Source organism: Moraxella sp. RCAD0137 (assembly GCF_002894025.1).
Lineage (GTDB): Bacteria > Pseudomonadota > Gammaproteobacteria > Pseudomonadales > Moraxellaceae > Moraxella > Moraxella porci.
The window spans coordinates 81,692-106,122 of sequence record NZ_LTCC01000003.1; the positions used below are offsets into that span (position 1 = coordinate 81,692).

23 protein-coding genes are annotated in these 24,431 nt (G+C 47.1%); 10 read left to right on the top strand and 13 right to left on the bottom strand.

Translation table 11 applies throughout. From position 1 onward, the window contains the following. Window positions 1-197 precede the first annotated feature (197 nt). Both AZ602_RS03915 and AZ602_RS03920 read left to right on the top strand, forming a co-directional pair. The gene (locus AZ602_RS03915; protein WP_103033793.1) at window positions 198-2,822 is read left to right on the top strand and encodes a bifunctional aconitate hydratase 2/2-methylisocitrate dehydratase; all 2,625 of its coding nucleotides are present in this window, start codon (window positions 198-200) and stop codon (window positions 2,820-2,822) included. A gap of 153 nt (window positions 2,823-2,975) precedes the next feature. After that, window positions 2,976-4,445, top strand: a complete 1,470-nt coding sequence (locus AZ602_RS03920; RefSeq protein ID WP_103033794.1) for a WG repeat-containing protein — start codon at window positions 2,976-2,978, stop codon at window positions 4,443-4,445. On the opposite strand, the gene AZ602_RS03925 is transcribed toward AZ602_RS03920, so the two are convergent. Further along, window positions 4,446-5,315, bottom strand: coding sequence for a DMT family transporter (locus tag AZ602_RS03925; RefSeq protein WP_103033873.1), 870 nt, complete (start codon window positions 5,313-5,315; stop codon window positions 4,446-4,448). Window positions 5,316-5,638: 323 nt separating this feature from the next. Between AZ602_RS03925 and AZ602_RS03930 the strand changes: the two genes are divergently transcribed. The 3 genes from AZ602_RS03930 (at window position 5,639) to AZ602_RS10285 (ending at window position 7,845) form a co-directional block, all read left to right on the top strand. Next, window positions 5,639-6,388 (top strand): electron transfer flavoprotein subunit beta/FixA family protein, encoded by a 750-nt coding sequence (locus AZ602_RS03930; protein WP_078317847.1) that lies wholly within the window; start codon window positions 5,639-5,641, stop codon window positions 6,386-6,388. 30 nt (window positions 6,389-6,418) lie between these two features. Next, the gene (locus AZ602_RS03935) at window positions 6,419-7,348 is read left to right on the top strand and encodes an electron transfer flavoprotein subunit alpha/FixB family protein (RefSeq protein ID WP_103033795.1); all 930 of its coding nucleotides are present in this window, start codon (window positions 6,419-6,421) and stop codon (window positions 7,346-7,348) included. 371 nt (window positions 7,349-7,719) lie between these two features. Beyond that, on the top strand, window positions 7,720-7,845 hold the full coding sequence (locus AZ602_RS10285) for a hypothetical protein (protein WP_255409061.1): 126 nt from the start codon (window positions 7,720-7,722) through the stop codon (window positions 7,843-7,845). A gap of 85 nt (window positions 7,846-7,930) precedes the next feature. Here AZ602_RS10285 and AZ602_RS03940 read toward each other — a convergent pair whose 3' ends face one another. The 4 genes from AZ602_RS03940 to AZ602_RS03955 form a co-directional block, all read right to left on the bottom strand. Next, window positions 7,931-8,470: a hypothetical protein gene (locus tag AZ602_RS03940; RefSeq protein ID WP_103033796.1), complete on the bottom strand. Its 540-nt coding sequence runs from the start codon at window positions 8,468-8,470 to the stop codon at window positions 7,931-7,933. A gap of 39 nt (window positions 8,471-8,509) precedes the next feature. Further along, the gene (locus AZ602_RS03945; RefSeq protein WP_078317852.1) at window positions 8,510-8,698 is read right to left on the bottom strand and encodes a hypothetical protein; all 189 of its coding nucleotides are present in this window, start codon (window positions 8,696-8,698) and stop codon (window positions 8,510-8,512) included. A gap of 295 nt (window positions 8,699-8,993) precedes the next feature. After that, window positions 8,994-9,863, bottom strand: coding sequence for a metallophosphoesterase (locus AZ602_RS03950; RefSeq protein WP_103033797.1), 870 nt, complete (start codon window positions 9,861-9,863; stop codon window positions 8,994-8,996). Window positions 9,864-9,866: 3 nt separating this feature from the next. Further along, window positions 9,867-10,646 carry an RNA methyltransferase gene (locus AZ602_RS03955; RefSeq protein ID WP_103033874.1) on the bottom strand — a complete coding sequence of 260 codons (780 nt, stop codon included), beginning with the start codon at window positions 10,644-10,646 and terminating at the stop codon, window positions 9,867-9,869. Window positions 10,647-10,780: 134 nt separating this feature from the next. On the opposite strand from AZ602_RS03955, the gene AZ602_RS03960 reads away from it, so the two are divergent. Continuing rightward, window positions 10,781-12,241: a DUF4041 domain-containing protein gene (locus tag AZ602_RS03960; RefSeq protein ID WP_103033798.1), complete on the top strand. Its 1,461-nt coding sequence runs from the start codon at window positions 10,781-10,783 to the stop codon at window positions 12,239-12,241. 41 nt (window positions 12,242-12,282) lie between these two features. Here AZ602_RS03960 and AZ602_RS03965 read toward each other — a convergent pair whose 3' ends face one another. Further along, window positions 12,283-13,281, bottom strand: coding sequence for a class 1 fructose-bisphosphatase (locus AZ602_RS03965; protein WP_103033799.1), 999 nt, complete (start codon window positions 13,279-13,281; stop codon window positions 12,283-12,285). A 303-nt stretch (window positions 13,282-13,584) separates the two neighbouring features. Between AZ602_RS03965 and AZ602_RS03970 the strand changes: the two genes are divergently transcribed. The 3 genes from AZ602_RS03970 to AZ602_RS03980 all read left to right on the top strand — a co-directional run bounded on the left by AZ602_RS03970 (window position 13,585) and on the right by AZ602_RS03980 (window position 16,734). Further along, complete coding sequence (locus tag AZ602_RS03970) at window positions 13,585-14,607, top strand: aspartate carbamoyltransferase catalytic subunit (RefSeq protein WP_199174081.1); 1,023 nt, start codon at window positions 13,585-13,587, stop codon at window positions 14,605-14,607. Window positions 14,608-14,654: 47 nt separating this feature from the next. Next, window positions 14,655-15,815: a dihydroorotase gene (locus tag AZ602_RS03975; protein ID WP_103033876.1), complete on the top strand. Its 1,161-nt coding sequence runs from the start codon at window positions 14,655-14,657 to the stop codon at window positions 15,813-15,815. 103 nt (window positions 15,816-15,918) lie between these two features. Then, on the top strand, window positions 15,919-16,734 hold the full coding sequence (locus AZ602_RS03980) for a CoA ester lyase (RefSeq protein WP_103033800.1): 816 nt from the start codon (window positions 15,919-15,921) through the stop codon (window positions 16,732-16,734). Between the two features lie 10 nt (window positions 16,735-16,744). Here AZ602_RS03980 and epmA read toward each other — a convergent pair whose 3' ends face one another. From epmA to AZ602_RS04015, 7 genes are all read right to left on the bottom strand, one after another. After that, entirely contained in the window at window positions 16,745-17,710 is a 966-nt protein-coding gene (gene epmA, locus AZ602_RS03985; RefSeq protein WP_103033801.1) for an EF-P lysine aminoacylase EpmA, read from the bottom strand. 12 nt (window positions 17,711-17,722) lie between these two features. Next, window positions 17,723-18,793: a 4-phosphoerythronate dehydrogenase gene (locus AZ602_RS03990; protein WP_103033802.1), complete on the bottom strand. Its 1,071-nt coding sequence runs from the start codon at window positions 18,791-18,793 to the stop codon at window positions 17,723-17,725. Continuing rightward, window positions 18,793-20,013: an AI-2E family transporter gene (locus tag AZ602_RS03995; protein WP_103033877.1), complete on the bottom strand. Its 1,221-nt coding sequence runs from the start codon at window positions 20,011-20,013 to the stop codon at window positions 18,793-18,795. Before AZ602_RS03995 ends, AZ602_RS03990 begins: the two co-directional genes overlap by 1 nt. 148 nt (window positions 20,014-20,161) lie before the next feature. After that, on the bottom strand, window positions 20,162-20,626 hold the full coding sequence (locus AZ602_RS04000; protein WP_103033803.1) for a YaiI/YqxD family protein: 465 nt from the start codon (window positions 20,624-20,626) through the stop codon (window positions 20,162-20,164). Window positions 20,627-20,765: 139 nt separating this feature from the next. After that, on the bottom strand, window positions 20,766-21,875 hold the full coding sequence (locus tag AZ602_RS04005; protein ID WP_103033804.1) for a 5-(carboxyamino)imidazole ribonucleotide synthase: 1,110 nt from the start codon (window positions 21,873-21,875) through the stop codon (window positions 20,766-20,768). 119 nt (window positions 21,876-21,994) lie between these two features. After that, window positions 21,995-22,531 carry a 5-(carboxyamino)imidazole ribonucleotide mutase gene (purE, locus tag AZ602_RS04010; protein WP_103033805.1) on the bottom strand — a complete coding sequence of 179 codons (537 nt, stop codon included), beginning with the start codon at window positions 22,529-22,531 and terminating at the stop codon, window positions 21,995-21,997. 105 nt (window positions 22,532-22,636) lie between these two features. Then, window positions 22,637-23,572, bottom strand: coding sequence for a metallophosphoesterase (locus AZ602_RS04015; RefSeq protein WP_103033806.1), 936 nt, complete (start codon window positions 23,570-23,572; stop codon window positions 22,637-22,639). Window positions 23,573-23,692: 120 nt separating this feature from the next. Here AZ602_RS04015 and truC point away from each other — a divergent pair, with 120 nt between their 5' ends. Then, a complete protein-coding gene (truC, locus tag AZ602_RS04020; protein ID WP_103033807.1) occupies window positions 23,693-24,430 on the top strand; it encodes a tRNA pseudouridine(65) synthase TruC in 738 nt (245 codons plus the stop codon). Window position 24,431: the final 1 nt, after the last annotated feature.

Here is a 24,431-nt window from a genome sequence, read left to right on the forward strand (position 1 = left end):
TTATAAAATAAATGTTGATTATCGTGGGATATTTTTTGTAATTGGCGCTATTTTCAGCTATTATTATAAGTGGAGAAGTGACGCTAAATTGTCGATTTGGCGTCTTAGAATCATCTCTAGGCACTTATGATGCGACTAATGGATGTATCATAAGCACCAAACGGGATATTTTTCGTAAATAAAAAGAGGAATTTGCTATGTTAGAACAATACAGAGCGCATGTTGCTGAGCGTGCTTTATTGGGCGTACCACCACAACCATTAACCGATGCGCAGACAGCGGATTTGGTGGCGCTACTAAAAAACCCACCAGCAGGCGAAGAAGAATTTTTGGTAGATTTGCTTGAAAACCGTGTGCCAGCAGGCGTTGACCAAGCCGCATATGTCAAAGCAGCTTTCCTCTCAGCCATCGCAAAGGGCGAAGCGAACTCGCCATTGATCTCAAAAGAGCGTGCTGTATATTTGTTAGGCACCATGTTGGGTGGTTACAATGTGGCGCCATTGGTTGAGCTATTAGAAAATGAAGAGCTTGGCGGCTTGGCTGCAGAGGCTTTGAAGAAAACTTTGCTGGTATTTGACGCATTCCATGATGTCGAAGAAAAAGCCAAAGCGGGCAACACCAATGCAAAAGCTGTGCTAGAATCATGGGCAGAGGCTGAGTGGTTTACCAGTCGTCCTGAAGTGCCAGAAGAAATCACCATCACCGTATTTAAAGTCACTGGTGAGACCAACACCGATGACCTGTCGCCAGCCCAAGATGCATGGAGCCGTCCGGACATTCCGCTGCATGCCAATGCAATGCTAAAAAACGAGCGCGATGGCATCAAGCCTGAGCAGCCAGGTGTTGTTGGCCCATTGAGCCAAATCAAAGAATTGATCGCCAAAGGCAATCCTGTGGCTTATGTTGGTGATGTCGTGGGTACAGGCTCAAGCCGTAAGTCAGCGACCAACTCTGTGCTGTGGTTCTTTGGTGATGAAATTCCACACATTCCAAATAAAAAAGATGGTGGCGTCTGCTTGGGCGGCAAAATCGCACCGATTTTCTTCAACACCATGGAAGATGCTGGCGCTTTGCCTGTTGAGATTGATGTGTCTGAGATGAACATGGGCGATGAAGTCACCCTTAAAATCAACCATGACACAGCAGTCGTCACTGCATTTAAAAATGGCGAGCAAATCGCAGAATCTCCACTAAAAACCCCAGTGCTGTTAGATGAAGTGCGTGCTGGTGGCCGTATCAACCTTATCATTGGCCGCAGCCTCACCACCAAAGCGCGTGAGTCATTGGGTCTTGAGCCATCGACATTGTTCCGCACTCCAGATCAGCCTGCTGATACTGGCAAGGGCTTTACTCTGGCGCAGAAGATGGTTGGCCGCGCTTGTGGTCTGCCTGAAGGTCAAGGTGTACGCCCAGGCACCTACTGCGAGCCTAAGATGACTACTGTCGGCTCTCAAGACACCACAGGCCCGATGACTCGTGATGAACTAAAAGACTTGGCTTGCTTGGGCTTCTCAGCAGACTTGGTGATGCAGTCATTCTGTCACACCGCTGCTTATCCTAAGCCAATCGATGTCATCACGCATCACACACTACCAGATTTCATTATGAACCGTGGTGGCGTATCACTGCGTCCAGGCGACGGTGTGATCCACTCATGGCTAAACCGTATGCTACTGCCTGATACTGTCGGTACTGGCGGCGACTCTCACACTCGCTTCCCAATCGGTATCTCATTCCCAGCAGGTTCTGGCCTTGTTGCGTTCGCTGCAGCAACTGGCGTAATGCCACTGGATATGCCTGAGTCTGTGCTTGTGAAGTTCAAAGGCAAAATGCAACCTGGCATTACCCTGCGTGATCTGGTCCATGCGATCCCTTACTATGCGATCAAAGAGGGTGATTTGACGGTTGAGAAAAAAGGTAAGAAAAACATTTTCTCAGGTCGTATCCTTGAGATCGATTTGACCGAAATGGAAAATGATCTAACCGTTGAGCAAGCGTTCGAGCTGTCAGATGCATCAGCAGAACGCAGTGCAGCAGGCTGTGCGATCACTGTCTCTGAAGACAAAGTGGCTGAATACCTACGCTCAAACATCGTCATGCTAAAATGGATGATCGCAGAGGGCTATGGCGATGCTCGCACACTATCACGCCGTGCAGAAAATATGCAAAAATGGCTCGATAACCCAAGCCTAATGAAAGCAGATCCAGATGCAGAATACGCCAAAGTGTACGAAATCGATCTGTCTGAAATCAAAGAGCCGATCCTGTGCTGCCCGAACGATCCAGACGATGCTAAGCTACTATCAGAAGTGGCTGGTGATAAGATCGACGAGGTGTTCATCGGTTCGTGCATGACCAACATCGGCCACTTCCGTGCTGCAGGTAAACTGCTATCAGAAGTGCCAGCAGGCAGTCTAACTACACGCATGTGGATTGCACCACCGACCAAGATGGATGAGCGTCAATTGATGGATGAAGGTTACTATAATACCTACGCACAAGCAGGCGCTCGTACCGAAATGCCAGGCTGCTCACTATGTATGGGTAACCAAGCGCGTATCGCACCAAACTCAACGGCTGTTTCGACTTCTACCCGTAACTTCCCGAACCGTCTGGGTCAGGGTGCGAATGTCTATCTGGCATCAGCAGAGTTAGCATCAGTCGCTGCGGTACTTGGTAAGCTACCAACTGTTGAAGAATACCAGCAGTACGCAGGCAAGCTTGACAATATGCAAGCGGAAGTTTATAACTATCTAAACTTCGACCAAATGGCGGATTACACTGGCAAAGCTGACAAAATCAATGTCGCACAGCTAAGCTAATCACCTAAGCTAATCACGAAGGCGTTTGTTACTTAGGCAGGTGCCATCAAGGACTGAATGTTGCATTCACGGCATTCAGTCCTTTTAATTTGTATAAATTTTATGATATCTTAAGCCATCAATGAGCCGACTTATGACAAATACGGAGATGTGATGAAACAGTGGCTATACTTATTGCTAATAATCGCGCCATTGTTAACTGAAGCTTTGGCTGCACAGGCAGATGATCGATGCCAATTTTTGGTGGAGGGCGGTCATTTGAATGATGATGGCTTTTTGGCATTTGATCATTTGGATGTCTATACTGGCAGCTGTGATGAGGGGCTGTTTTTGGCGCAGTTAAAACCATCGGCTAACTATGCTTTTTTGGATCAATATGGCAGCGTGGTGATTGATTTGTCTGATGCTTTGATGGTCAAGCCTTTTCGCCACGGCGTCGCCATTGTCAAGACTTATGATGGTACAGGACTGATCAATGCCCAAGGTGCGTGGGTGCTTGAGCCGACATATGATGACATTGATCACTTGCGCGGTTTTGATGTATTTCAATTTCATCGCGCGGTTGCAACTCGCCATCAAGATGGGCAGATATATTCTGCCTTGATCGATACCACGGGCAAAGAGATCATGCCATTAACTCAAGGGCTACTGACACCGATTTTTAATCATAAGCCTATCTATACGCTGACTGTGTTTGATGCGTCTGATAATAATCAACTTCAAATGGGTATATATGATGGCGATGGCAGAGTGCTTATCCCTGTTAAGGATCAGCTGATTACCACCGATGACAATGGCGCGATCGCCAAAATATGTCGGGATGATCAAGGCTGTATATTGCTTGATCAAAATTTTCATTTCATCACCGATTGGATGGCGGAATCAGGCGATTCAACAGTGCGTTATGGTGATGGACTGATCGCAATCAAACAACATGATAAATATGGCTATATCGACACGCATGGCAAATCCATCATCGAATCCGTCTATGATGACGCGCAGGCGTTCGTGCAGGGCGTGGCGGTTGTGCGCTCGGGCGATGCATGGTATTTGATTGATAAACATAATCAACCCATCTCGCAGGCTTATGATGGCTTAATCAGATATGATGAAAGGCTGTATATTGCCGAAAAGTTGGGCAAATATGGCATCATTGATCGTGATGGCAAAGTCGTGCAGCCACTAAGTTATGATGAAATAAAAGCGTATATCACAGGCGATGGACTTTTGGCTGTTAAACAGCATGGACTGTGGGGATTTGTGAATCGTGATGCCAAGATGGTCATCAAGCCGCAATATCAAGCGGTGAATTATTTTGCTGATGGCTTGGCAGCTGCCAAGAAAAATCACAAATGGGGATTTATCAATTCAAACAATCAAACGGTGATTGATTTTATCTATGATGAGCCTTTAAAGGACATGAGTTTGCTTGAATTTTCACAGGCATATGCCGTCACCGATGGCGTGATCGCTGTAGTAAAAGATGGCAAATGGGGCATCATTGACACCCAAGGTGTTGCAAAAACTGACTTTATCTATGATGAGATCGGGCTGATCGACAAGCACTTTATCATGGCCATTAAAGATGGTCAAACCAGTCATATCACCCGTAAGGGATGGTGATCAGCGCACCACCCACCGCCATGGCTGCAATGCGCCAAGTGCCATACCGATCAGACCGCAGACCATGATGGGATTGAGTGTTTCGCCAAGCAGTGGCACGGCTAGAATACTTGCGATAAACGGAGCAAGATTGGCGATACTACCCGCCTTGAACAGTCCGATTTTCTCCACCGCTTTGGCATAGGTGAGTGTCGCCACAATCACCACAGCGATACCGTGAAATAGCCCTTGTACCGCCAAATGCAGCGGCTTGACATCACCAAACTGTGGCGTCACAAATACCGCATACACAGGCAGATACAGCACCGCCGACCAGATGCCGACACCACTCATCACCTGCCATGGCGTAAACGACCATTTGCGTAGCAGTACCGAAAACAGCCCCCAGCACACCGCACTGCCGATGAACATCGCATCCCCCACGCCAAAGCCGCCATCTTTTATTGACATCATCACTGTCATCAAAGCCAGCGTGATAACGATGATCGATAGCCCGATACCTGTTTGACGATCGACTTTTTGCCCGAGCATCAGATAAGCGATCAAAGCGGCGAATAATGGAAAAGTCCCGTTCAAAAACACCACGCCATGCACCACAGGCGCATAAAAAAATCCACTATACACAAACACACAATAGCCAATACTGCCCGACAGTGCCAATAGCACCATGCGATAATCGAACAAAAATCGATAGTCTTTTTTGAGCCATAAAATCGGCATCAAAATCAACGCAGCGATACCAAATCGCATGGCAAGCACATCCCACACTTGGATTTGCCAATAGGCGTTCAGCCGTGCAATCAGGCTAAAACTCCCCCAAATCAGCATGGTGATGAGAGTAAAAAAGTAGCCTTGTTGTTCATCGGTCATCGTGGCAAGTGTTTTCATGCGAATATCTTATAAAATCAGGACTTGCCATTGTAACAGATTATCATTAGGCTGTATATCAAGGCGATTGCAGCCAAGCCATCACAGCTACTTTGTCTTATCTTGATAAGGCGATGGGCGGGCGAAAGTTTGGGATTGATGATGATTAATTTAAAATTCAAGCAATTTATGCAGCGTGACTGGATGGTCAAAATCGCGATTTTAGCATGAAAAAGTTTCGCCAAATGGTTTACAAATCGGCGCTAAATGTGTAACCTATTCATGAAACAATTTCACCTTCACATCTGAGAATTAAAGAGGACTTTATGAAGATAGTAGTTGCGGTAAAACGCGTTGTGGATCACAATGTCAAAGTGCGTGTCAAGGCTGACGAAACAGGTGTTGAGCTTGCTAATGCCAAGATGTCTGTCAACCCATTTTGTGAAATTGCCATCGAAGAAGCGGTACGCCTAAAAGAAAAAGGCGTGGCATCTGAGATCATCGCAGTGAGTGTTGGCACAACCCAAGCCCAAGAGCAAATCCGCTCTGCATTGGCATTGGGTGCTGACCGTGGCATTTTGGTTGAGACTGATGCCAAAGCCTATCCGCTACAAGTCGCCAAAATCCTAAAAGGTATCGCCGAACAAGAAGGCGCTCAAATCGTCCTACTAGGCAAACAAGCCATCGATGATGACAATAACCAAACCGGTCAGATGCTGGCAGCACTGATGGGTGTGGGTCAAGGTACTTTTGCATCAGAAGTGGTGGTTGAGGGTGACAAGGTGAATGTCACTCGTGAAATCGATGGCGGTCTGCAAACCGTTGCTTTGCCACTGCCTGCGGTGATTACGACCGACTTGCGTCTGAATGAACCACGCTTCCCAAAACTGCCAAACATCATGGCGGCCAAGAAAAAACCACTAGAAACCAAAACGCCAGCGGACTTCGGTGTGGATATGACTTCTAAGCTTGAGACGGTCAAAGTGGTTGCACCAAAAGAGCGTTCAGCAGGTGTCAAAGTGGCTTCAGTTGATGAGCTGATTGACAAACTAAAAAATGAAGCACGCGTCATCTAATACGGTTATTACAGATTAAGGATAAGAATTATGGCAATTTTAGTCTATGCAGAACATGACAATAAAGAATTAAAATCAGCAACACTGGCGACCGTGACCGCTGCGACTCAGATGGGCGGTGATGTGCATCTATTGGTCGCAGGTGCAGGCTGTCAAGCAGTCGCTGAACAAGCTGCCAAAGTCGCAGGCGTGAGCAAAGTTTTGGTAGCAGATAACGCTGCCTATGCCAATCAGCTGGCTGAGAATATCTCGCTATTGGTCAAAGACCTAGCGGCAGGCTATAGCCATATCGTCGCACCAGCGACCACCACAGGCAAAAACTTCCTGCCACGCGTCGCAGCACTACTGGATGTCAGCATGGTATCAGACATCACTGCTGTGGTCGATGCTAACACCTTTGAGCGTCCGATCTATGCCGGCAACGCCACCGCCACAGTCAAAACTTCTGAATCAATCGTCATCGTCACAGTACGCGGCACAGCATTTGAGCCGGCAGAGCTGACTGGCTCAGCTGCCATCGAAGCAGTAGCGACAGCGACCGATGCAGGCAAATCAAGCTTCGTCAAAGAAGAGCTGGCAGTATCTGATCGCCCAGAGCTGACTTCAGCGAGCATCGTCGTCTCAGGTGGTCGTGCACTGGCAAGCGGTGAGAACTTCACCAAATACATCGAACCACTGGCAGACAAACTGGGTGCTGCTGTGGGTGCTAGCCGTGCAGCGGTGGATGCTGGCTTTGTGCCAAATGACTATCAGGTCGGTCAAACGGGTAAAATCGTCGCCCCAAATCTCTACATCGCTGTAGGTATCTCAGGTGCGATTCAGCATTTGGCGGGTATGAAAGACTCTAAGACCATCGTCGCCATCAACAATGATCCTGAAGCACCAATCGCAGGTGTGGCGGATTATTTCCTAGAAGGCGATCTGTTTACTGTCGTGCCAGAGCTGACTGCTAAGCTGTAATCAGCTGTGATTGGATAAATATCAAAAACCTTGAAACTGTGATGGTTTCAAGGTTTTTCTTTGGTGATTGGCTTAGTATAAGGTTGGTTCGCCTTGTATGCTGATGACTACCAAAAGCACCACGAAAAATGATACGCTGGCTTAATCAATCCACAAAATTAACACTGGCTTATCAATTGTAGAGATTGAAATGGTGAAGCAAAGTAGGATGCACACGGCACGCCATTAATCTAAACTGCTTCAGTGGTGTGTTGTAGCATACTGCCGTACTTAACGAGCTGCTCAACTGATTGTTGACTTTGAAATTGACATTTATAAATAAAACACTCATAATTAAGTTTTAATATCTATTGATTATCACAAGGTCTGTGATGCTTGATTTATTTCTCGATTTATTGAAAGTCATTGCTTGGCTTGCCATCGCCATTATGCTACTGCCTGTCTTTATTGTAGGGCTGTGGTTGTGTTGGACGATGTTCACCATCTTATTATCATAATTAAATAAATACGGCAGTATGGCAGGGTGCATACAACGCACCACTGAAACGGTTAATTAATGGTTCGCTGTGTGCACCTACTGTACTAAATATCTCTTATAAAACTTGGTTTTTCAACATTTGGCATATTATCATAAGTCCTTAATAAAACTTGCTCAGGGCTTAGCGGTGCATGATAATTTTCATAAACAACCTTTAACCAAATAGTAGCACGGTTATATTGACCATAGCCCAACCAAGTACTTTCAAGATGTTTGATAAGTAATTTTTTACCAAGCTCAAGCATGGTTGCATCATCATATTGTGGGTTTATTTTATTTTGACAAACTAAATAGCCATATTCTCTTGGTGTGAGGGTTTTTCTATTGATACTAATATTTTTATTGCCATAATATCGTTCAAACTCATCAATCCCTGCCTGATAGGCTTGGGATTGGATACACAGTCCCATATAGTCATCCAAACAATAATTTTTAAGCTGGTTTTTTTGACACCATAGTTCATCCACATAATAATCTGCATACCACCGTCTAGCTTGCTCCCAGTCAGTTAAACTATCTGTGCCAGTATGTAGCCATTTGGCTAGGGCAAGGCTTTCATACATGCAGTATTGTCGAAATGCCATGCTCATCATTTTAAGCGTTTCTTTGTTGTCAATGGCTTCTTATAGCCATGCGATACGACTAGGTAAAATAACTTCTGTTTCTTGTTTAAGACCTACAATCCAGTCAGAAATCATCATGTTAATACTAGCTTCGGACATTGCCCCCATATTAAGATTTGGGTCGTATTCCATATTGACTAAAAAGTCAATCATTGCATTTTGTCTGCTAAGTATTGGATCAAATAGCATTTTTACCTCTTGTTAATCTATGACGCTATTACGAGCATTACCTGCCCCAGTATGGTAGGTGTGTACCACGCACCACTGAAACTGCAAGCATTACAGATGGGTTGGGGAAGGCTCTGGCGTGGTTTATGGTATCAGAAAAATATAAAGAGAATCAATTTTTTCAAGAGATGAGTTTGTATACGAATGCAATAAATATGAATTTTCAAAAGCTTTATTTTATGCAATTGCCACTTTAGTGATTTATGGATCGCACGGTTGAGAGCAAAAGTACAGCAGAATACACACCCCAACCACTTTACAACTGCCCCGACTGTGGATTGATGGTCAAAAACACCACTTCAGGGCGATTAAAAATCCTAGGGATATAGCGTGTCGATTCACGAGCCAGTCCACGACTGACGATGAGCTGTGTCTGCTGACTGTGGCTTGATGGGTTGGGCAGTTGATAGCTGCCACCAGCGTATTTTGGCAGAATGCCTTGATTGGGTGCAAATAGCCCATTGATCAGATACGGCACACGCCACTGTCCACCATGTGCGTGCCCACTGATGACGATGTCAAAAGGATAGCGCGTATAATCGGTGATGTGCTCAGGGCGATGGCTGATTAAGATATTGGGCTTTTGAGCCTTGGCAAGCTGTCCAACCGTCCTGAGATCCTGTGCAAATCGACCACTGACAGGATCTGACACGCCCCAAATCATCACAGGGCTGTCAGTGCTGATGGCTTGACCTTGACCGTGTAGGATATGGATACCGTATTGGCGGATTTTTTGTTCTAGTTGGTGATAGGTATCATGGGGCAGATACAGTTCGTGATTGCCATTGACATAATAGACATTGGGCGTGATGGCAGGCAGCTGTGATAGTAGTACATCTGCGTGCGTCTGTGGTAGTACATCATCATAAATATCACCACCAAGCACGATGGCATCGATGTGTCGGGATTTTAGGATGTCAATAATTTGGCTTTGATTATCACCATAAAAACAGCTGTGCAAATCGGTAATGATGGCAATCGTCAGCGGTGTGCTTGCAGGCGAGCCGTGCGGTGCTTGCCAAGAGTACTCACGCACGATGATACGGTCATCGGTCGCAATGATACCGATGATGGCTAGGGCAACCACCGCCACCCATAGCCATAGCGAGCCTAGCACACGGCGCATGAGTTAGCCTTGATAGCGTCTTTGGCGTAGCATCTCATAAAAGCAGATACTGCCTGCCACACCGACATTGAGACTCTCTTGTCCACCGGGCTGCGGTAGGGCGATGGCGGTGGCTTGGCTTAGGATGGCAGGCTCAACGCCTTGACCTTCGTGCCCGAGCACCCATGCGACCTTGCCGGTCAAATCATGGTCATAAATCACCTTATCCACATGGCTACTGGTGGCATACAGCGGCGTTTTGACAGATGATAGTAGTGCATCAGTACTCACCTGCTCGATGATGGTCAGCGAAAACTGCGCCCCCATCCCTGCACGCAGGCATTTGGGCGACCATAGGCTGGCTGACCCTGTCGTGGTGATGATGGTGCGGATACCGACCGATGATGCACTGCGTAGTAGCGTGCCTGCATTGCCTGCGTCCTGCACGCCATTTAGGATTAGGCAGTCATCTGTGATGATGCTGAGTGTCTGTGTCGGTACATCGATGATAGCCATCACATCTACGCCATCGCCTAATGTGCGGATTTCTTTGTACAGCTTATCGGTGATGACAAGCATTGCTTTGTCATCGATATGTGCCAAAATCGGCGAGATTTCGGGGTGGTTGATGGCGGTTTCGCTGATAATCAGCTTATCCACTGCCAAGCCTTTGGCAAGATAGGCATCAATCAGATGTACGCCTTCGAGCACGGTTTGACCGCTTTTTTTGCGAGCACGGTGATTGGCCAAGAGTGCATGGGCGTGCTTAATGGTGGGATTTTGGGCAGATGAGATGATGGTCATATCGGTGGTATTGATTAAATAAAAATATTGTACCACAAGACTAAGGGGGTTGTTAATCATCAAGGGGTTGTAAATATTGATAATTGAAAATAGGATGTTATAATTAATTATTTACAATTAATTGAGGTGCTGTAATGGATTTGGTATTCTTCTTGCTATTTATTGTTGTGTTGGTGCTTTGGTTTCGAATGCGCTCAAAAAATAAAAAGCTTCTAACTGAAACCCAAGAGCTTCAGCAAAAATACTCAGGTATTGCAGACGTTGACAATGAACTTGCCAACAGAAAAGTTGTTTTGAATAATTTGGAACAAGAAATTTCTCAGCTTACTGAAAATAAAGAAGAATTACTTAAACAGGCTGAACGAGATGCTGAAAAAGCTTTGGAGAATAAAATCCAAGCGGTTGATGATTTAATTCTAAAAAAGGAAGAGGAAATTAGTAGCTTGGAAGAAAAAATCCAAGCTATAAAAGATGAGTATAAGGACAAGCGTGAAACTTACAATACTTTAAAAAATAAGTTAGCGATTTATGAGGAGTCTTTAGAACTTGCTGAAGTTGGCGTCTATACACCGCACTTTGACTTTGGAACTTCGGAGAACTATAAGAATAAAATTAAAGAAATTAGAGAAAAACAGAAGAAAATGGTGAAGCATGGCTTGGCGGCTAAAGCTGAGCAGTCTTGGACCGTAAACGGAAGTGCAAAAGAGGGTGAGAAAATGACCAAACAGGCAATCTCTCTTGCGTTACGATCTTTCAATAATGAGTGTGACGTTATTATTTCTAATACGACTTGGAAAAATATTCAGAGAATGGAAGAGAGATTGAATAAGTCTTTTGATGATATTAATAAATTCAATAAATCAAATACAATTTCCATTTCCAGACAATATAAGTCATTAAAACTTGATGAGTTGCATTTGGTTCATGAGCATAAAATGAAAGTTGAGGAAGAAAGATTACATCAAGCTGAACTCAGAAGACTGGAGAGAGAAGAGGAGCAGTTGAGAAAAGAGGCGGAGCGAGCTAGAAAAGAGGAGGAAAAACTGCAAGATTTGTTAAATAAAGTTCAGGAAAGAGCAAATCATTCATCAGGTGAGGAGCTTGCAAGATTGCAAAAAGAAATTGAAGAGATGGGAGCTGAACTAAGAGAGCTTCAGCGCCAAAATGATAGAGTGAAGGCAATGGCGGAACAGACCAAGTTGGGGTATGTATATGTGATTTCCAATATTGGTTCTTTTGGCAAAGATGTTTACAAGATTGGCATGACTAGACGTCTTGATCCAATGGATCGGGTGCGAGAACTTGGTGATGCAAGCGTACCTTTCTATTTTGATGTTCATGCCATGATTTTTAGCGAAGATGCACCTGCTCTTGAGGCAAAAATTCAAAGAATATTTGCTGATAAGCGTGTTAATTTGGTGAATTATAGAAAGGAATTTTTTAATGTAACATTGGATGAAATTAAAGAGGTTGTATTAGCTGAAAATGACAAGGTTGAGTTTGTTGACGAGGTTGAAGCTAAAGAGTATGTGGAAACTCAACAACTAAAAAACCAAACTGTAAGCAATACGGATGAATTGCCTGATTTTATCTGAGGAAAAAATAGCGGATAGTAGAATATCCGCTATTTTTTGGCTTAAGCCGGTTCACCATTTGCCAAGATACCTGCTTTGGCGTGCAAGGCTTTGACAAATTCTACTTCTTCGACTGCACCGAGCACCACAGGGATGCGCTGATGGATGTTTGTCGGTTCGATTTGCATAATACGAGCCACCGCATCGGTCGATGCGCCACCTGCTTGCTCAATCACAAAGCTCATCGGGTTAGCTTCATACATTAGGCGTAGTTTGCCTGCTTTGCCGGCGATTTTGGTGTCGTATGGATACATAAACACGCCACCACGAATCAAGATACGATGCACATCGGCAATCATCGCCGCCACCCAGCGCATATTGTAGTCTTTGTTACGCACGCCAGCATCACCTGCGACCAGTCCGTCGATGTATTCTTGGATTGGCGCGAGCCAGTAGCGATGATTGGATGCGTTGATGGCGTATTCGGCGGTGGATTTGGCGATTTGTACATTGTCATTGATTAGGATATAAGCTTGGGTATTTGGGTCAAAGCTAAACATCGCCACGCCATTACCTAAAGTCAGTGCTAGCATGGTCGATGTGCCATAGATAAAGTAACCAGCGGCGACTTGGTTTTCACCTTTTTGTAAAAAATCCGCTTCGGTCGCAGGCTTGCCCACATTATGATACGGCAAAATCGAGAAAATCGTGCCAACGGTCATATTAATATCGATATTGCTTGAGCCATCGAGTGGATCAAACAGCACGAGCAATGAGCCGTCTTCGTTGGCAGGGCTGATGTCGTCAAGCTCTTCGGATGCCACGCCTGCACAGTGTGGATTACGAGTCAAGGCGCCCAGTAGTAGGTCATTTGAGATGACATCGAGTTTCTTTTGGGCTTCGCCTTGGACATTTTCGTTACCAGCTTCGCCATGAATGCCAGCCAATGCACCTTTGTCCAGTAGATGGCTGATTGAGATACTGGCGGTGGCAAGCGTGGTCAAAGTGCTTGCAATCTCAGGTGTGCTATGTGCTTGCAGATAGTCGTGTAAAGTTGTCATGGTTCATCCTTTGTTGTCATGGCGGTTGTTATGGCGATGGCGGTGTCAGATTGGCGATTTTCTTGATAAAAAATCTCATTTTTTGCTTTGTAGTTGGCGGTAAATCGGCTAAACTATAAAGCATCAAACCAAATCACGATTCCAAAGCCATTGTACACATTATTTTATAAAATAAATTAACTGTCGGCACTGTGCGTATTTGCCAAACAATCTGGCTAATAGTGTAGCAAATTTGCCCTAAAAATCATAGGCTTTTGTGTGGTGATGGGTAATGCTTTTTAAACTACTTGCAAGGATATCTTTATGTCGCAAAATATCTTGACCGATGTCGATGCACGACTCAATGCTCAATTGGCACGACCACAACTGTCTAGCGATGGTGGCATTCGTCATTTTCTGGGCGTGGAGGGACTCAATCGCGCTCAACTTGAAAGCATCATTGATAAGGCGATGGGGTATTTTGATGCCAATGACAAGCTGATCAATACCGATGAGCTATCAGGGCGCACGGTGATGAATTTATTTTTTGAAAATTCGACGCGCACGCGCACGACTTTTGAGGCGGCACAAAAGCGTTTGGGTGCCAATGTGCTGAATCTGGATATCGCGCGCTCAAGTACCAACAAAGGCGAGACGCTGCGTGATACCTTATGGAATCTGGAGGCGATGAGTGCCGATATGTTTGTGGTGCGCCATGGGGCATCAGGCGCGGCGCATTTTATGGCCACTCAGGTGACGCCAAATGTCGCGATCATCAATGCAGGCGATGGTTGGCATGCGCATCCAACTCAAGCGATGCTTGATATGCTGACCATCCATCGTGAAGCATGCCTTAAGAATAACAAATCTTTTGATGAGCTGTCTGTGGCCATCATTGGCGACATCAAGCACAGCCGTGTGGCACGCTCTGACATCTGCGCATTAAAGACATTGGGCGTCAAAGACATTCGCGTCATCGCGCCACGCACCCTTTTGCCAAAAGGCATCGAGCGCTATGATGTGTCGGTGTTCGAACAAATCGAGCAGGGTGTGGCGGATGTGGATGTGATGATCGGTCTGCGCATCCAAAACGAACGCATCGGCTCACCGCTGCTGCCATCGACGGCAGAGTATTTTAAGATGTATGGCATCACCGAAAGCCGTGTCAAACTGGCCAAGACAAATGCACTCGTGATGCATCCAGGCCCGATGAACCGCGGTGTCGAGATCACATCGAGTGTCGCCGATGGCTCACAGTCAGTCATCCTAAAGCAGGTCAATAACGGCATCGCTGTGCGTATGGCGGTGATGGCGATGGCAATGCAGGGTCAGATGAGCGCTCGCTGATCGCTGGCTGGTGATGATTATTTAATAAGAAAGCATAAGAGATGGATATGAAAAACTTACTTCCTACCGACTGGCAGCAACCGAACCTTGATGGCATTGACACCCAAGGCAAATGGCTCATTCCGCCCATCGTCGATCTGTGCGCTCGTCTGCGCGAACCAGGTCATCAGTCACACGGCACTTTGGCAAGCGAGGGGCGTGCAGCCCGCGCCAATGGCATCTTACATGTGGTGCTGCCACCTGATACCGACCCGATTTTACAAAACGGCTCATTGCTCAAGGGTTTGCGCGAAAAAGCACTGCATGATGGCGGCGTGCATTTGCATATTTTAGGTGCGCTGACGAATGATTTGGGTGGTGAGCAGCCTGCCAATTTGGCTGGATTAAAGCAGGGCGGCGCCATCGCGGTGACCAATGCTGGCCGCGGATTTGCCAATGATTTGGTGATGCTGCGCTGCTTAGAATATGCCGCGACTTTTGGCTTGAAAGTATTTTTTTATCCTGATGAGCCAAGCCTATCTAAAGGCGGGGTGGCACATGAGGGCTATATTGCTTCATTTCATGGCTTGCAGGGGATTCCTTGGCTGGCTGAGACCATCGCATTATCAAAGCAGATTTTGATGGCGGAGGAGACGGGCATTCAGGTGCATTTTAGCCAGATCACTTGCCGTACTTCTGTGGAGCTGATCGCATTGGCCAAGAAAAAAGGCCTGCCTGTGACCTGTGATGTGGCGATGCATCAGCTGCACCTCACCGATGATGACATCGAGGGCTATGATGCTAATGCCTATGTGATGCCGCCACTACGCAGTAACACCGACCAAAAAGCGCTGATCGAGGGTCTAAAAGATGGCACTATCGATGCGATTTGTAGCCATCATGAGCCGCTGTCATCATCAGCCAAGCAAGCACCGTTTGGCGAGGCTACCCCTGGCATCAGTAATTTTGACACCTTTGTGGCACTGGGTGTCAAGCTGGTCAAAGATGGCATCTTAACGCCTGAACAACTGATCGAAAAAATCTGCCTAAATCCTGCCAAGATCGCAGGCATCACCAACTATGATGCCATCGGTGGCGCAGTGCTGATCGATCCTGAGCTGTCTTGGTGTGTCTCAAAGGATACCATGCTATCAGCTGGTAAGAACACGCCATTCATCGGGCAAACCCTCACAGGCAAAGTTGCGCAGGTGTTTTTTGATGAAGCGTGATGCTGATCAAAAAGCTTATAACAGCTGATGATGGCAAGTTATTGTTTATTAATAATATTTGTCATCAAACATTGACCATCAAGCTTAAAATCAAGGATTGAATATGCCCAAGGATCATCATGCGCTATACCTATTCGTCCCTGCCATCCGCCTAGATCGTGTGTCAAAGGCGGTAGCCACAGGTGCTGATGTGGTGATTATTGACCTAGAAGATGCAGTGGCAGACGACCAAAAGGACGATGTGCGTGAGCAGTTAATCAAGTTTGATGCCGTCAGTGAACATCGCTATTGGCTACGAGTGAATGCCAGTCACCAAAGTGAGCATACTTATGATTTGCAGTGCATATCAAAGCTGAATCAAGTCGATGGCATCATCCTACCCAAGTGCCAAAATCCTGAGCAGGTCGAACATCTGCACCAAGCCACAGGACTGCCGGTGATCGCCGTGGTTGAGTCGCCAGTTGGTGTGGCGAATATCGCCAAGATTGCCACTGCCAAAGGGCTATATGCGATGAGTTTTGGCTGTCTGGATTTATTACATTCGCATGGTGTGCGTATGGGCTCGCAGGCGGCAGCGGTGCTATTTGACAAGATTCGCAGTGAGTTACTTGTGTATTCTTTGGCAAATGGCATACGCCCACCGATTGATGCGGTGTTTGTCGATTTTGATGATGAGCAAGGGCTGGTGGACTGCGTCAAACATTGGGTGGATTTTGGGTTTGGTGGGCAGATGGCGATTCACCCTAAGCAGATAGCCATTATGAAAAAGGCTCTAGCCACCAGTGATGATGAACGAGTGTTTGCCCAAAAAATCCTAGCAGAATATCAGCGTACAGGCGATACGGTGTTTGCTATTGATGGCAAGATGGTGGATTTGCCATTGATATTGTGGGCAAAAGATGTGTTGGGTGATGCTTAAGCTAAGCAGATTATGCTTGCTCAGTCATTATCGCAATCGACTGACTGATGTCAGTAAGTCCTGAGACCACCATAAACAATCGATCCACACCAAGGGCAATGCCACTACACTCAGGCAACTCATCACACGCTGCCAGCAGATGCTCATCAATCGGCATGACTGGCAGCCCAAGTGCTGTACGCTGTGCATTATCCTGCTCGAAGCGCTGTCTTAGTGCTTTGCCATCAGCCAGTTCGTCATACGCATTGGCAATCTCGATGCCGTTGATATACAACTCAAAGCGTTTGGCGACTTGATGACCATCGGCATCTACTGACATCTTGGCAAGTGATGCGGTCGCAGGCGGATAGTCGGTGATGAGTGTCGGCGCCCCAAAGCCCAATGTTGGCTCAACAAGATGGCTAAATAATAAATCCAGCCACCCTTGATGATCATCACCCATATCCAGCGTGATGCCATGCGATAGGGCGCAGGCTCTTAGCATCTCGATACTGGCGGATAAAGGATGAATCTGTATGGTTTTGATAAAAGCATCAGCATAGCTCAGCGTTATCATCTGCATTGGCGTACCAAATACAGTCGTCAGTAGCGCCTGCAACTCATCAGCCAGCATATCCAAATCAAATCTCGGGCGATACCATTCAAGCATGGTAAATTCAATGTTGTGCTTATGCCCTTTTTCATTATCCCGAAACACTTGGCACAGCTGATACATCGGTACTTGATAAGTGGCTAGCAGCCGCTTCATGGCGAACTCAGGCGAGGTGTGCAGATAGCCTGTTTTTGGGCGTCCTTGTTGATGAAAATTCACCGATACTGATTCGATAAATACATCGGTATTACCACGATTGGACAAAATCGGCGTAGTGACTTCCATGACATCACGCTGATAAAAAAACTCTCGAATCTTGCGTAAAAACGCTGCCTTTTTTTGGGCATTGATCAGGGATAAAGTGGGTTGGTAGTCGGTCATCATGGGTCTTAAGCCTTAAAGCCACTCACGGCGTAGCTGATAAGTTTTACGCAGATAGTCAAAGTCCGCACCTTGTACGCCCATATCAGTGCAGACTGCTCGCAGGCTCGTATCATCTTTGGCGATGTCATAAAACTGCGCCAACACTGCTCGGTCAGTATCACTGCCACCCAGCTGATGGATTAAGTCATCAAACCGATACGGATTGGGCGGTAGGAGTGGTTCAAATTTTTGAATGGGTGTGATACCAAACGACTGGCAAAATGCCTGATAAATCATATCTGTGCCACGCAGTTTGCCTTCGAGCGTATAGCCTGCGATATGTGATGTGGTTAGGTGTAGTGCGTCCATCAATGGCGTGCTGATGGCAGGCTCACTAGGGAATACATCTAGAATAACCTTGCGATGGGTGCGTGCGATGTCGCCTAGTAGGGCGGCTTCATCGATGATCTCACCCCGAGCGGTATTGATCAGTAGGGCGTTCGGCTGCATTTGCGCAAGTGTGTCGGCATTGATCAGATTGAAGGTCGGATGTGTGCCTGTGCGTGTCAGGGGCGTATGAATGCTGATGGCATCACAGTTTAGCACAGATTGAAAATCAAGTGTATTGATATCTGATGGTGGTAAAAAGGGATCAAAGCCCACTACTTGCCAGCCAAGCTTTTTAGCATAATCCGCCAAAGTGCTGCCGATATTGCCAAGTCCGATGATGCCTAGGCGTATCGGCGTGCTGCGATAGCTCGGATAAGTGTGCAAAATGGCAGTGATGACATATTGGGCAACTGAGTGCTTGCTACAGCCAGCAGCATTACTAAAGCTTATGCCATGCTGTGCCAAAAAATCCGTATCCACATGATCAGTGCCAATGGTGGCAGAGCCAATGAACTTCAGTGGCAGGGCGGATAATTCGCCCAAATTCGCCGCACTCACCTGTGTCACCGAGCGGATAAACAGTGCGTCAGGCTGATGTGCCAGTAAGGCATCACGGTTGATGTCACGACCCTTTAGCTTGATGACCTTGATGTCATGATGGTGCAGGTAGTCGTCAATATTGGCGATATTCTCATCGGCTAGTACGGTCAGCATCAGCTATCCTTTTTGGTATCGGTCATGGTGTCGGTGGTCGTATCAGTAGATGCATCTTCGGTATTGATGGCATCGTGATTGATAACGGGTGCGGGCGTGGTATCGGCCAGCAATGCCTTGCCATCTGCTACAGGAAATCCAGTCTTGGTACTGGCAAAAATTTCATTTTTGTGCTGACTGACCCATTCACGCCAAACAGCAAGCATGATGGCAAGTAGTACAGGACCTATGAACAACCCTACAAAGCCAAATGCCGTCAAGCCACCAAGTACACCAATAAAAATCAAAATAAACGGAATCTTGGTCGCACCGCTGATGACCATTGGGCGAATCAGATTATCCACCCAGCTGATCACCAAAATCCCCCACAATCCAAGACCAATCCCTTCGGTGGTATGACCTTGAGACAGCAGCCATAATGCCACACCACCCCAAGCAAATGGCGTACCAAAAGGAATCATCGCCACCATAAAAGTGATGATGGTCAGTAGTATCGGGTTGGGTGCACCGGCGATGGCATAGCCGATACCAGCCAGCAATGCTTGGGCAAGTGCTGTCAAGCCAATCCCGTAGACCACCGCACGCGTCGTGGCAGTCACCGAATTGATATAATGATCAATGCGATCACCGATGACATTACGCAGTGCTTGGCGAATTTGTCGCACGAGACTGAGACCATCACGATAAAAGAAAAACAGCGTCATCAGCGCCATGCCAAGCTTGGCAAGGTTTTTGAGTACCGCATCGAACGCCATTTTGCCATAATACAGATGCGACTGCACCCAGTTACGCATGGCTGTCATGGACGCCTCAGGGTCTTTGTTGATTTCCCATAATAAATCACGCACCTGCTGACCGACGACGGGCAAATTTTTGATGCTTTCTGGCAAATCCACATAGCCGGCTTGTAGGCGACGCACCGCCATACCATAAAAGCTGATGACCTCTTGTTGTAAGAAAAACACGCCAATCAGCAGTGGCACGCCAATCATCAGCGAGATGCTCACTGTCATGATTAAGGCGCTAAAAGTTGAGCTGAATTGAACTTTTTGATAAAAAAATCGATACAATGGATAAGTGACATATGCCAAAATCGCCGCCCAAATCATCGGCGAAATAAAAAACTGTACCACCTGAAAGCACAGAATGATCAAAATGGTCAGTAAAATAAAAGTCAGTAGCCGTTGAATGATGCTCTCTTTGGTCCATTGTTCGATCATGAGGGTCTTATCTTGAAAATTATTTTGCTTATTATGCACCAAGTTTACCAAAATAGCTTGTCTGTTTTGCACCAATTTTGCACTTTTTTCTTGCTGGTGTTGGCAGGCTTGGTAAGATTATTATTTTTAAATTGATTGGTAATTAGGATTAACTATTTTTGGCAGGTTTGACCAAGCGATTTAGCCCATCGGCAAACGCCTTTTTGTCTTTATCCGAATACGGCTTTTGACCGCCCATTTGGCTAGGATCAAGTACGCCTGTGCCACGCATCATGTCCATAAAATCACGGCTATTGAGCTTCAGCTTAATTGTCTCAAGGTTAAACACTTCACCCCGTGCACTCATTGCCCAGCCGCCTTTGTCAAGCACTTCACTGGCCAAGGGGATGTCGCTTGTGATGACACCGTCTCCAGACTCTACCGCTTGGGCGATATAATCATCTGCCACATCAAAGCCATCAGCGACCACGACCGATGATAGGTGCGGTGATGGTGGCAGGCGAGTGGGGCGATTGGCGACAAAGATGGTGGGCACGCCTGTGCGATTAGCGGTCTTGATGATGAGTTCTTTGGCGATGGCAGGAATAGCGTCAGCGTCGATATACAGTTTCATGGTGTTGTATTTATCAGTTGTTTCAGTCAAATTGCTTGATTGGGTTGTCTTGGATTTTGTGGGCAGGCTGATGTTGTTGTCATACAATGAGCCAAGCCTGCCACAAAAAAATCCGCCCAAAAGAGCGGATTGGCTAAAATTAGCAGTTCACCAATAGGCGTTCGGCGTTTGCCACTGCATCAGCTTGATGTTCATCACCAGTCATCACCGTAATATGGGCGATTTTGCGGCCATCTCGTTCGGACTTGTGATAGTGGTGATAATGTACGCCATCAATGGCAAGCACATCGGCACGGCTTGGGTATTTGCCGATGACATTGAGCATCACCGATGGATGGCTGATGGTGGTATCGCCAAGCGGTAGGCCTGCGACGGCACGGATATGGTTCTCAAACTGGCTACAGTGTGCCCCTTCGATACTCCAGTGTCCTGAGTTGTGCACGCGTGGGGCGATTTCATTGGCAAGCACGCCATCATCTGTGACAAATAGCTCCAGTGCCATCACACCGACATAGTCCAGATGCTCGAGCAGTTTTTGGATATTTGACTGCGCTTGGGCGGTCAGATGCTCAGTATCGGCAGCAGGGGCGGTGGTCTTGGCAAGAATGCCGTTTGTGTGGACATTTTCGACCAGTGGGTAATAGCGGATTTCGCCTGTCTTGCTACGCACAGCGATGATGGAGACTTCACGGCTAAAGTTGATAAACCCTTCGGCAATCAGCGGTGCTGATTTGGTTGCATCGCCGAGCGTCGCCCAAGCGTCGCTGATGGCATCAACGGATTTTAGGACGAATTGCCCTTTACCATCATAGCCACCACGACTGGTCTTGAGCACTAGTGGCAAGCCTAGGGTATCGGCAGCAGTCTTGATGTCGTCAAGCGTATGCACCGCCATAAATGGCACGGTGGCGATGTCAAGCTGATTGAACAGTGTTTTTTCGTTTAGGCGGTCTTGGGCGACTTCGAGCGCACGAGCAGGGGGAAATAATCCGCCTTTATCGGTCAGCTCGCCAAGCTTGCGCGCGGTATCGACAGGAGTGTTTTCAAACTCTAGGGTAAATACATCGCTGGCACTGATAAAGGCGTCCAGTTCGTGTGTCTTAAATACTTGACCGTACAAGGCGGCAGGCGGATTGTCCGCATCTTCGAGAAATACACAGCGATAACCAAGTGGCAAAGCAGCTTCGGCAAGCATCATGCCCAATTGTCCACCACCTAGAATGCCGATGGTGTGAAGTGAATTTGTCATAGTTGATCTCAAATTAAAAAATATCCGAAATTTTATAAAAACTTCGGATATTATCGCATATTTTCGACCGAAAATCTTGGACAAAACGCAAATTTTACCAGTCTGCCCATCAGCTTGGCTTAGCCGATAATCCCTGGGATTGGATTGGCAAGCACGGTCTGGGTTTGTTTGGTTCTAAAGGCATCAAGCTGTGTCGCTAGACGCTCATCATGTAGAGCTAGGATTTGGATAGCAAGTAAGCCTGCGTTGAACGCTCCTGCTGTACCGATGGCAAGCGTGCCGACAGCGATGCCTTTTGGCATTTGTACGATGGAGAGTAGGCTGTCCCAACCGGAGAGCGTGCTGGATTTGACAGGTACGCCTAGCACGGGTAGAGCGGTCTGGCTGGCACACATTCCTGGTAGATGAGCAGCACCGCCTGCACCTGCGATGATGACTTGCAGGCCTTTGCCTTTGGCGGCTTTGGCATAGTCAAATAATTTGTCCGGCGTACGGTGGGCAGAGACGACTTCGCACTCAAATGCCACACCAAAATCCGCCAAAATCTGAGCTGCTTCACGCATCGTCGCCCAGTCAGACTGTGAGCCCATGATGATGCCGACTTTTGGTGTGCCGGCTGGCGAAGTGATTGGTGCAGGTTGATCGCTCGATGACATAGGATTTCCTTATGGTGATTAAAAGAATAAATTAGCACATTTGGGCAAAAATGGCAATCAGCCGTGTACTAAGTTTTGGGCGTAAATCCATGAATCAAAATCTACTTAGCCCAAATACTGCACAAAGCCATCATCGGACAAGGCAGGCTTATCCGTATCAAACTGATAAGCAGTCAAAAACCCTGTACTGCCTGCCGAATAGTCAGTACACACCACCTGTGATGATAGGCAGGTCGGCGTACCATCCAGCCAATAATGCCCAATAAAAATCGGCTTATCGGTCAAAATCTCAAAATCCATCGGCAGCGGCTTATAATCTTGATCACTGGGTAGATGCATCACTGCACGACTGCCAAGCTGTGCCGCTTGGCTCAGTGGCAGATTTTGCCAATCATCAAGCCACCATTTGATGCGGGTGCGAGTACGGGTAATGTTATGCCCATCGATCAGTACGATGCCGTCGGGTAGGGGACTTTCGATGCCTTTTAGGACGCGTTCAAGTGCGATAAACTCACTGGTGTCTTTGGTTGCGGTGGCAATGATACCTTGGCGGGTGATGCGATGATCGGGGGTGAGATGGGGTGCAAGCACAGCCATTGCCTTGGTGTCCCAGCAGGCGTGCACCACACAAAATCCATCAAATTCAAGCCACAAAGGCAGCTCATACAGACGGCTAATCCAGTGCCAATACGCATCACTGCCTAGCGGTAATTCATCCAAAAATGCCTGATGCTGATGCGTATTTGACGCGGTGCGAGCTCGGCAGTAGTCGCCATCAGGGTGGGGCGTGGCATAGCCGATGGCGTTGTACTCATGATTGCCCATCACGGCATGGGCTTCACCGTGATCAATCATCTCAAAGACAATCTGCAGTGTATCGACTTGGCGAGCACCACGATCGATCAAATCACCGATAAATATCGCCCGATGATTTGGCGGTGCACGATAGCAGTCGCCATCATGTCGATAGCCAAGCTGTGTCAATAGCCCAATCAGCTTATCTGCTTGTCCATGGATGTCGCCGATGATGTCATAAATCATAAAATTACCCCCATTTTGAACTAATATACCAAAATGCAGATGCTTTTGCCACGAAAACCGTTTATCATGACAGCAAAATCCGTGATTCACGACAGTGATTGAAGTAATAGGGCAAAGACAGTGACCACACTCCCCATTCTCTACCAAGACGAACACATCGTCATCATCAATAAACCTGCTGGGATGCTCGTGCATCGCTCGTGGCTCGATAAGCATGAGACGGTGTTTGTGATGCAGACCTTGCGTGATCAGATTGGGCAGCTCGTGTATCCTGTGCATCGCCTAGATCGTCCGACTTCAGGCGTGCTGTTATTTGCCCTAACTAGCGAGATGGCTCGGCGGTTGTCTGAGCAGTTTGAGCGGCATGAAGTGACAAAGAAATATCTGGCGGTGGTGCGTGGGGCGATGACGACAGACGGACGCATCGATTATCCGCTCAAGGTACGACTGGATAAAATCGCGGATAAATTTGCCGATAGTGATAAGCCGCCTGAGCCTGCCATCACTGACTATCGGGTACTGGCGACGAGCGAGCAGCCCTTTGTGTCGTGTCAGCGGTTCACCACTTCTCGGTATTCGCTTGTCGAGCTCATCCCCATCACAGGGCGTAAGCATCAGCTGAGACGGCATATGAAACACATCTTTCATCCCATCGTCGGCGATACCACCTATGGTGACAAGGTACAAAACCGTGCCATCATCGCCCATGTCGGCACAAGACGGCTACTCCTGCACGCTTATCAGCTCAGCTTTTGTCATCCGATGACAGGGCAGATGATGAGCATCACCGCACCTATGGATGATGAGTTTGGGCGGCTGATGGATGCGTTTGGGTGGGGTGATAAAATACCCATCTGAT

Coding starts and splice junctions, on each gene's coding strand:
- AZ602_RS03915 (WP_103033793.1), top strand. CDS start 198: ATGTTAGAACAATACAGAGCGCATGTTGCTGAGCGTGCTTTATTGGGC.
- AZ602_RS03920 (WP_103033794.1), top strand. CDS start 2,976: ATGAAACAGTGGCTATACTTATTGCTAATAATCGCGCCATTGTTAACT.
- AZ602_RS03925 (WP_103033873.1), bottom strand. CDS start 5,315: ATGACCGATGAACAACAAGGCTACTTTTTTACTCTCATCACCATGCTG.
- AZ602_RS03930 (WP_078317847.1), top strand. CDS start 5,639: ATGAAGATAGTAGTTGCGGTAAAACGCGTTGTGGATCACAATGTCAAA.
- AZ602_RS03935 (WP_103033795.1), top strand. CDS start 6,419: ATGGCAATTTTAGTCTATGCAGAACATGACAATAAAGAATTAAAATCA.
- AZ602_RS10285 (WP_255409061.1), top strand. CDS start 7,720: ATGCTTGATTTATTTCTCGATTTATTGAAAGTCATTGCTTGGCTTGCC.
- AZ602_RS03940 (WP_103033796.1), bottom strand. CDS start 8,470: ATGGCATTTCGACAATACTGCATGTATGAAAGCCTTGCCCTAGCCAAA.
- AZ602_RS03945 (WP_078317852.1), bottom strand. CDS start 8,698: ATGCTATTTGATCCAATACTTAGCAGACAAAATGCAATGATTGACTTT.
- AZ602_RS03950 (WP_103033797.1), bottom strand. CDS start 9,863: ATGCGCCGTGTGCTAGGCTCGCTATGGCTATGGGTGGCGGTGGTTGCC.
- AZ602_RS03955 (WP_103033874.1), bottom strand. CDS start 10,646: ATGACCATCATCTCATCTGCCCAAAATCCCACCATTAAGCACGCCCAT.
- AZ602_RS03960 (WP_103033798.1), top strand. CDS start 10,781: ATGGATTTGGTATTCTTCTTGCTATTTATTGTTGTGTTGGTGCTTTGG.
- AZ602_RS03965 (WP_103033799.1), bottom strand. CDS start 13,281: ATGACAACTTTACACGACTATCTGCAAGCACATAGCACACCTGAGATT.
- AZ602_RS03970 (WP_199174081.1), top strand. CDS start 13,585: ATGTCGCAAAATATCTTGACCGATGTCGATGCACGACTCAATGCTCAA.
- AZ602_RS03975 (WP_103033876.1), top strand. CDS start 14,655: ATGAAAAACTTACTTCCTACCGACTGGCAGCAACCGAACCTTGATGGC.
- AZ602_RS03980 (WP_103033800.1), top strand. CDS start 15,919: ATGCCCAAGGATCATCATGCGCTATACCTATTCGTCCCTGCCATCCGC.
- epmA (WP_103033801.1), bottom strand. CDS start 17,710: ATGATGACCGACTACCAACCCACTTTATCCCTGATCAATGCCCAAAAA.
- AZ602_RS03990 (WP_103033802.1), bottom strand. CDS start 18,793: ATGCTGACCGTACTAGCCGATGAGAATATCGCCAATATTGACGACTAC.
- AZ602_RS03995 (WP_103033877.1), bottom strand. CDS start 20,013: ATGATCGAACAATGGACCAAAGAGAGCATCATTCAACGGCTACTGACT.
- AZ602_RS04000 (WP_103033803.1), bottom strand. CDS start 20,626: ATGAAACTGTATATCGACGCTGACGCTATTCCTGCCATCGCCAAAGAA.
- AZ602_RS04005 (WP_103033804.1), bottom strand. CDS start 21,875: ATGACAAATTCACTTCACACCATCGGCATTCTAGGTGGTGGACAATTG.
- purE (WP_103033805.1), bottom strand. CDS start 22,531: ATGTCATCGAGCGATCAACCTGCACCAATCACTTCGCCAGCCGGCACA.
- AZ602_RS04015 (WP_103033806.1), bottom strand. CDS start 23,572: ATGATTTATGACATCATCGGCGACATCCATGGACAAGCAGATAAGCTG.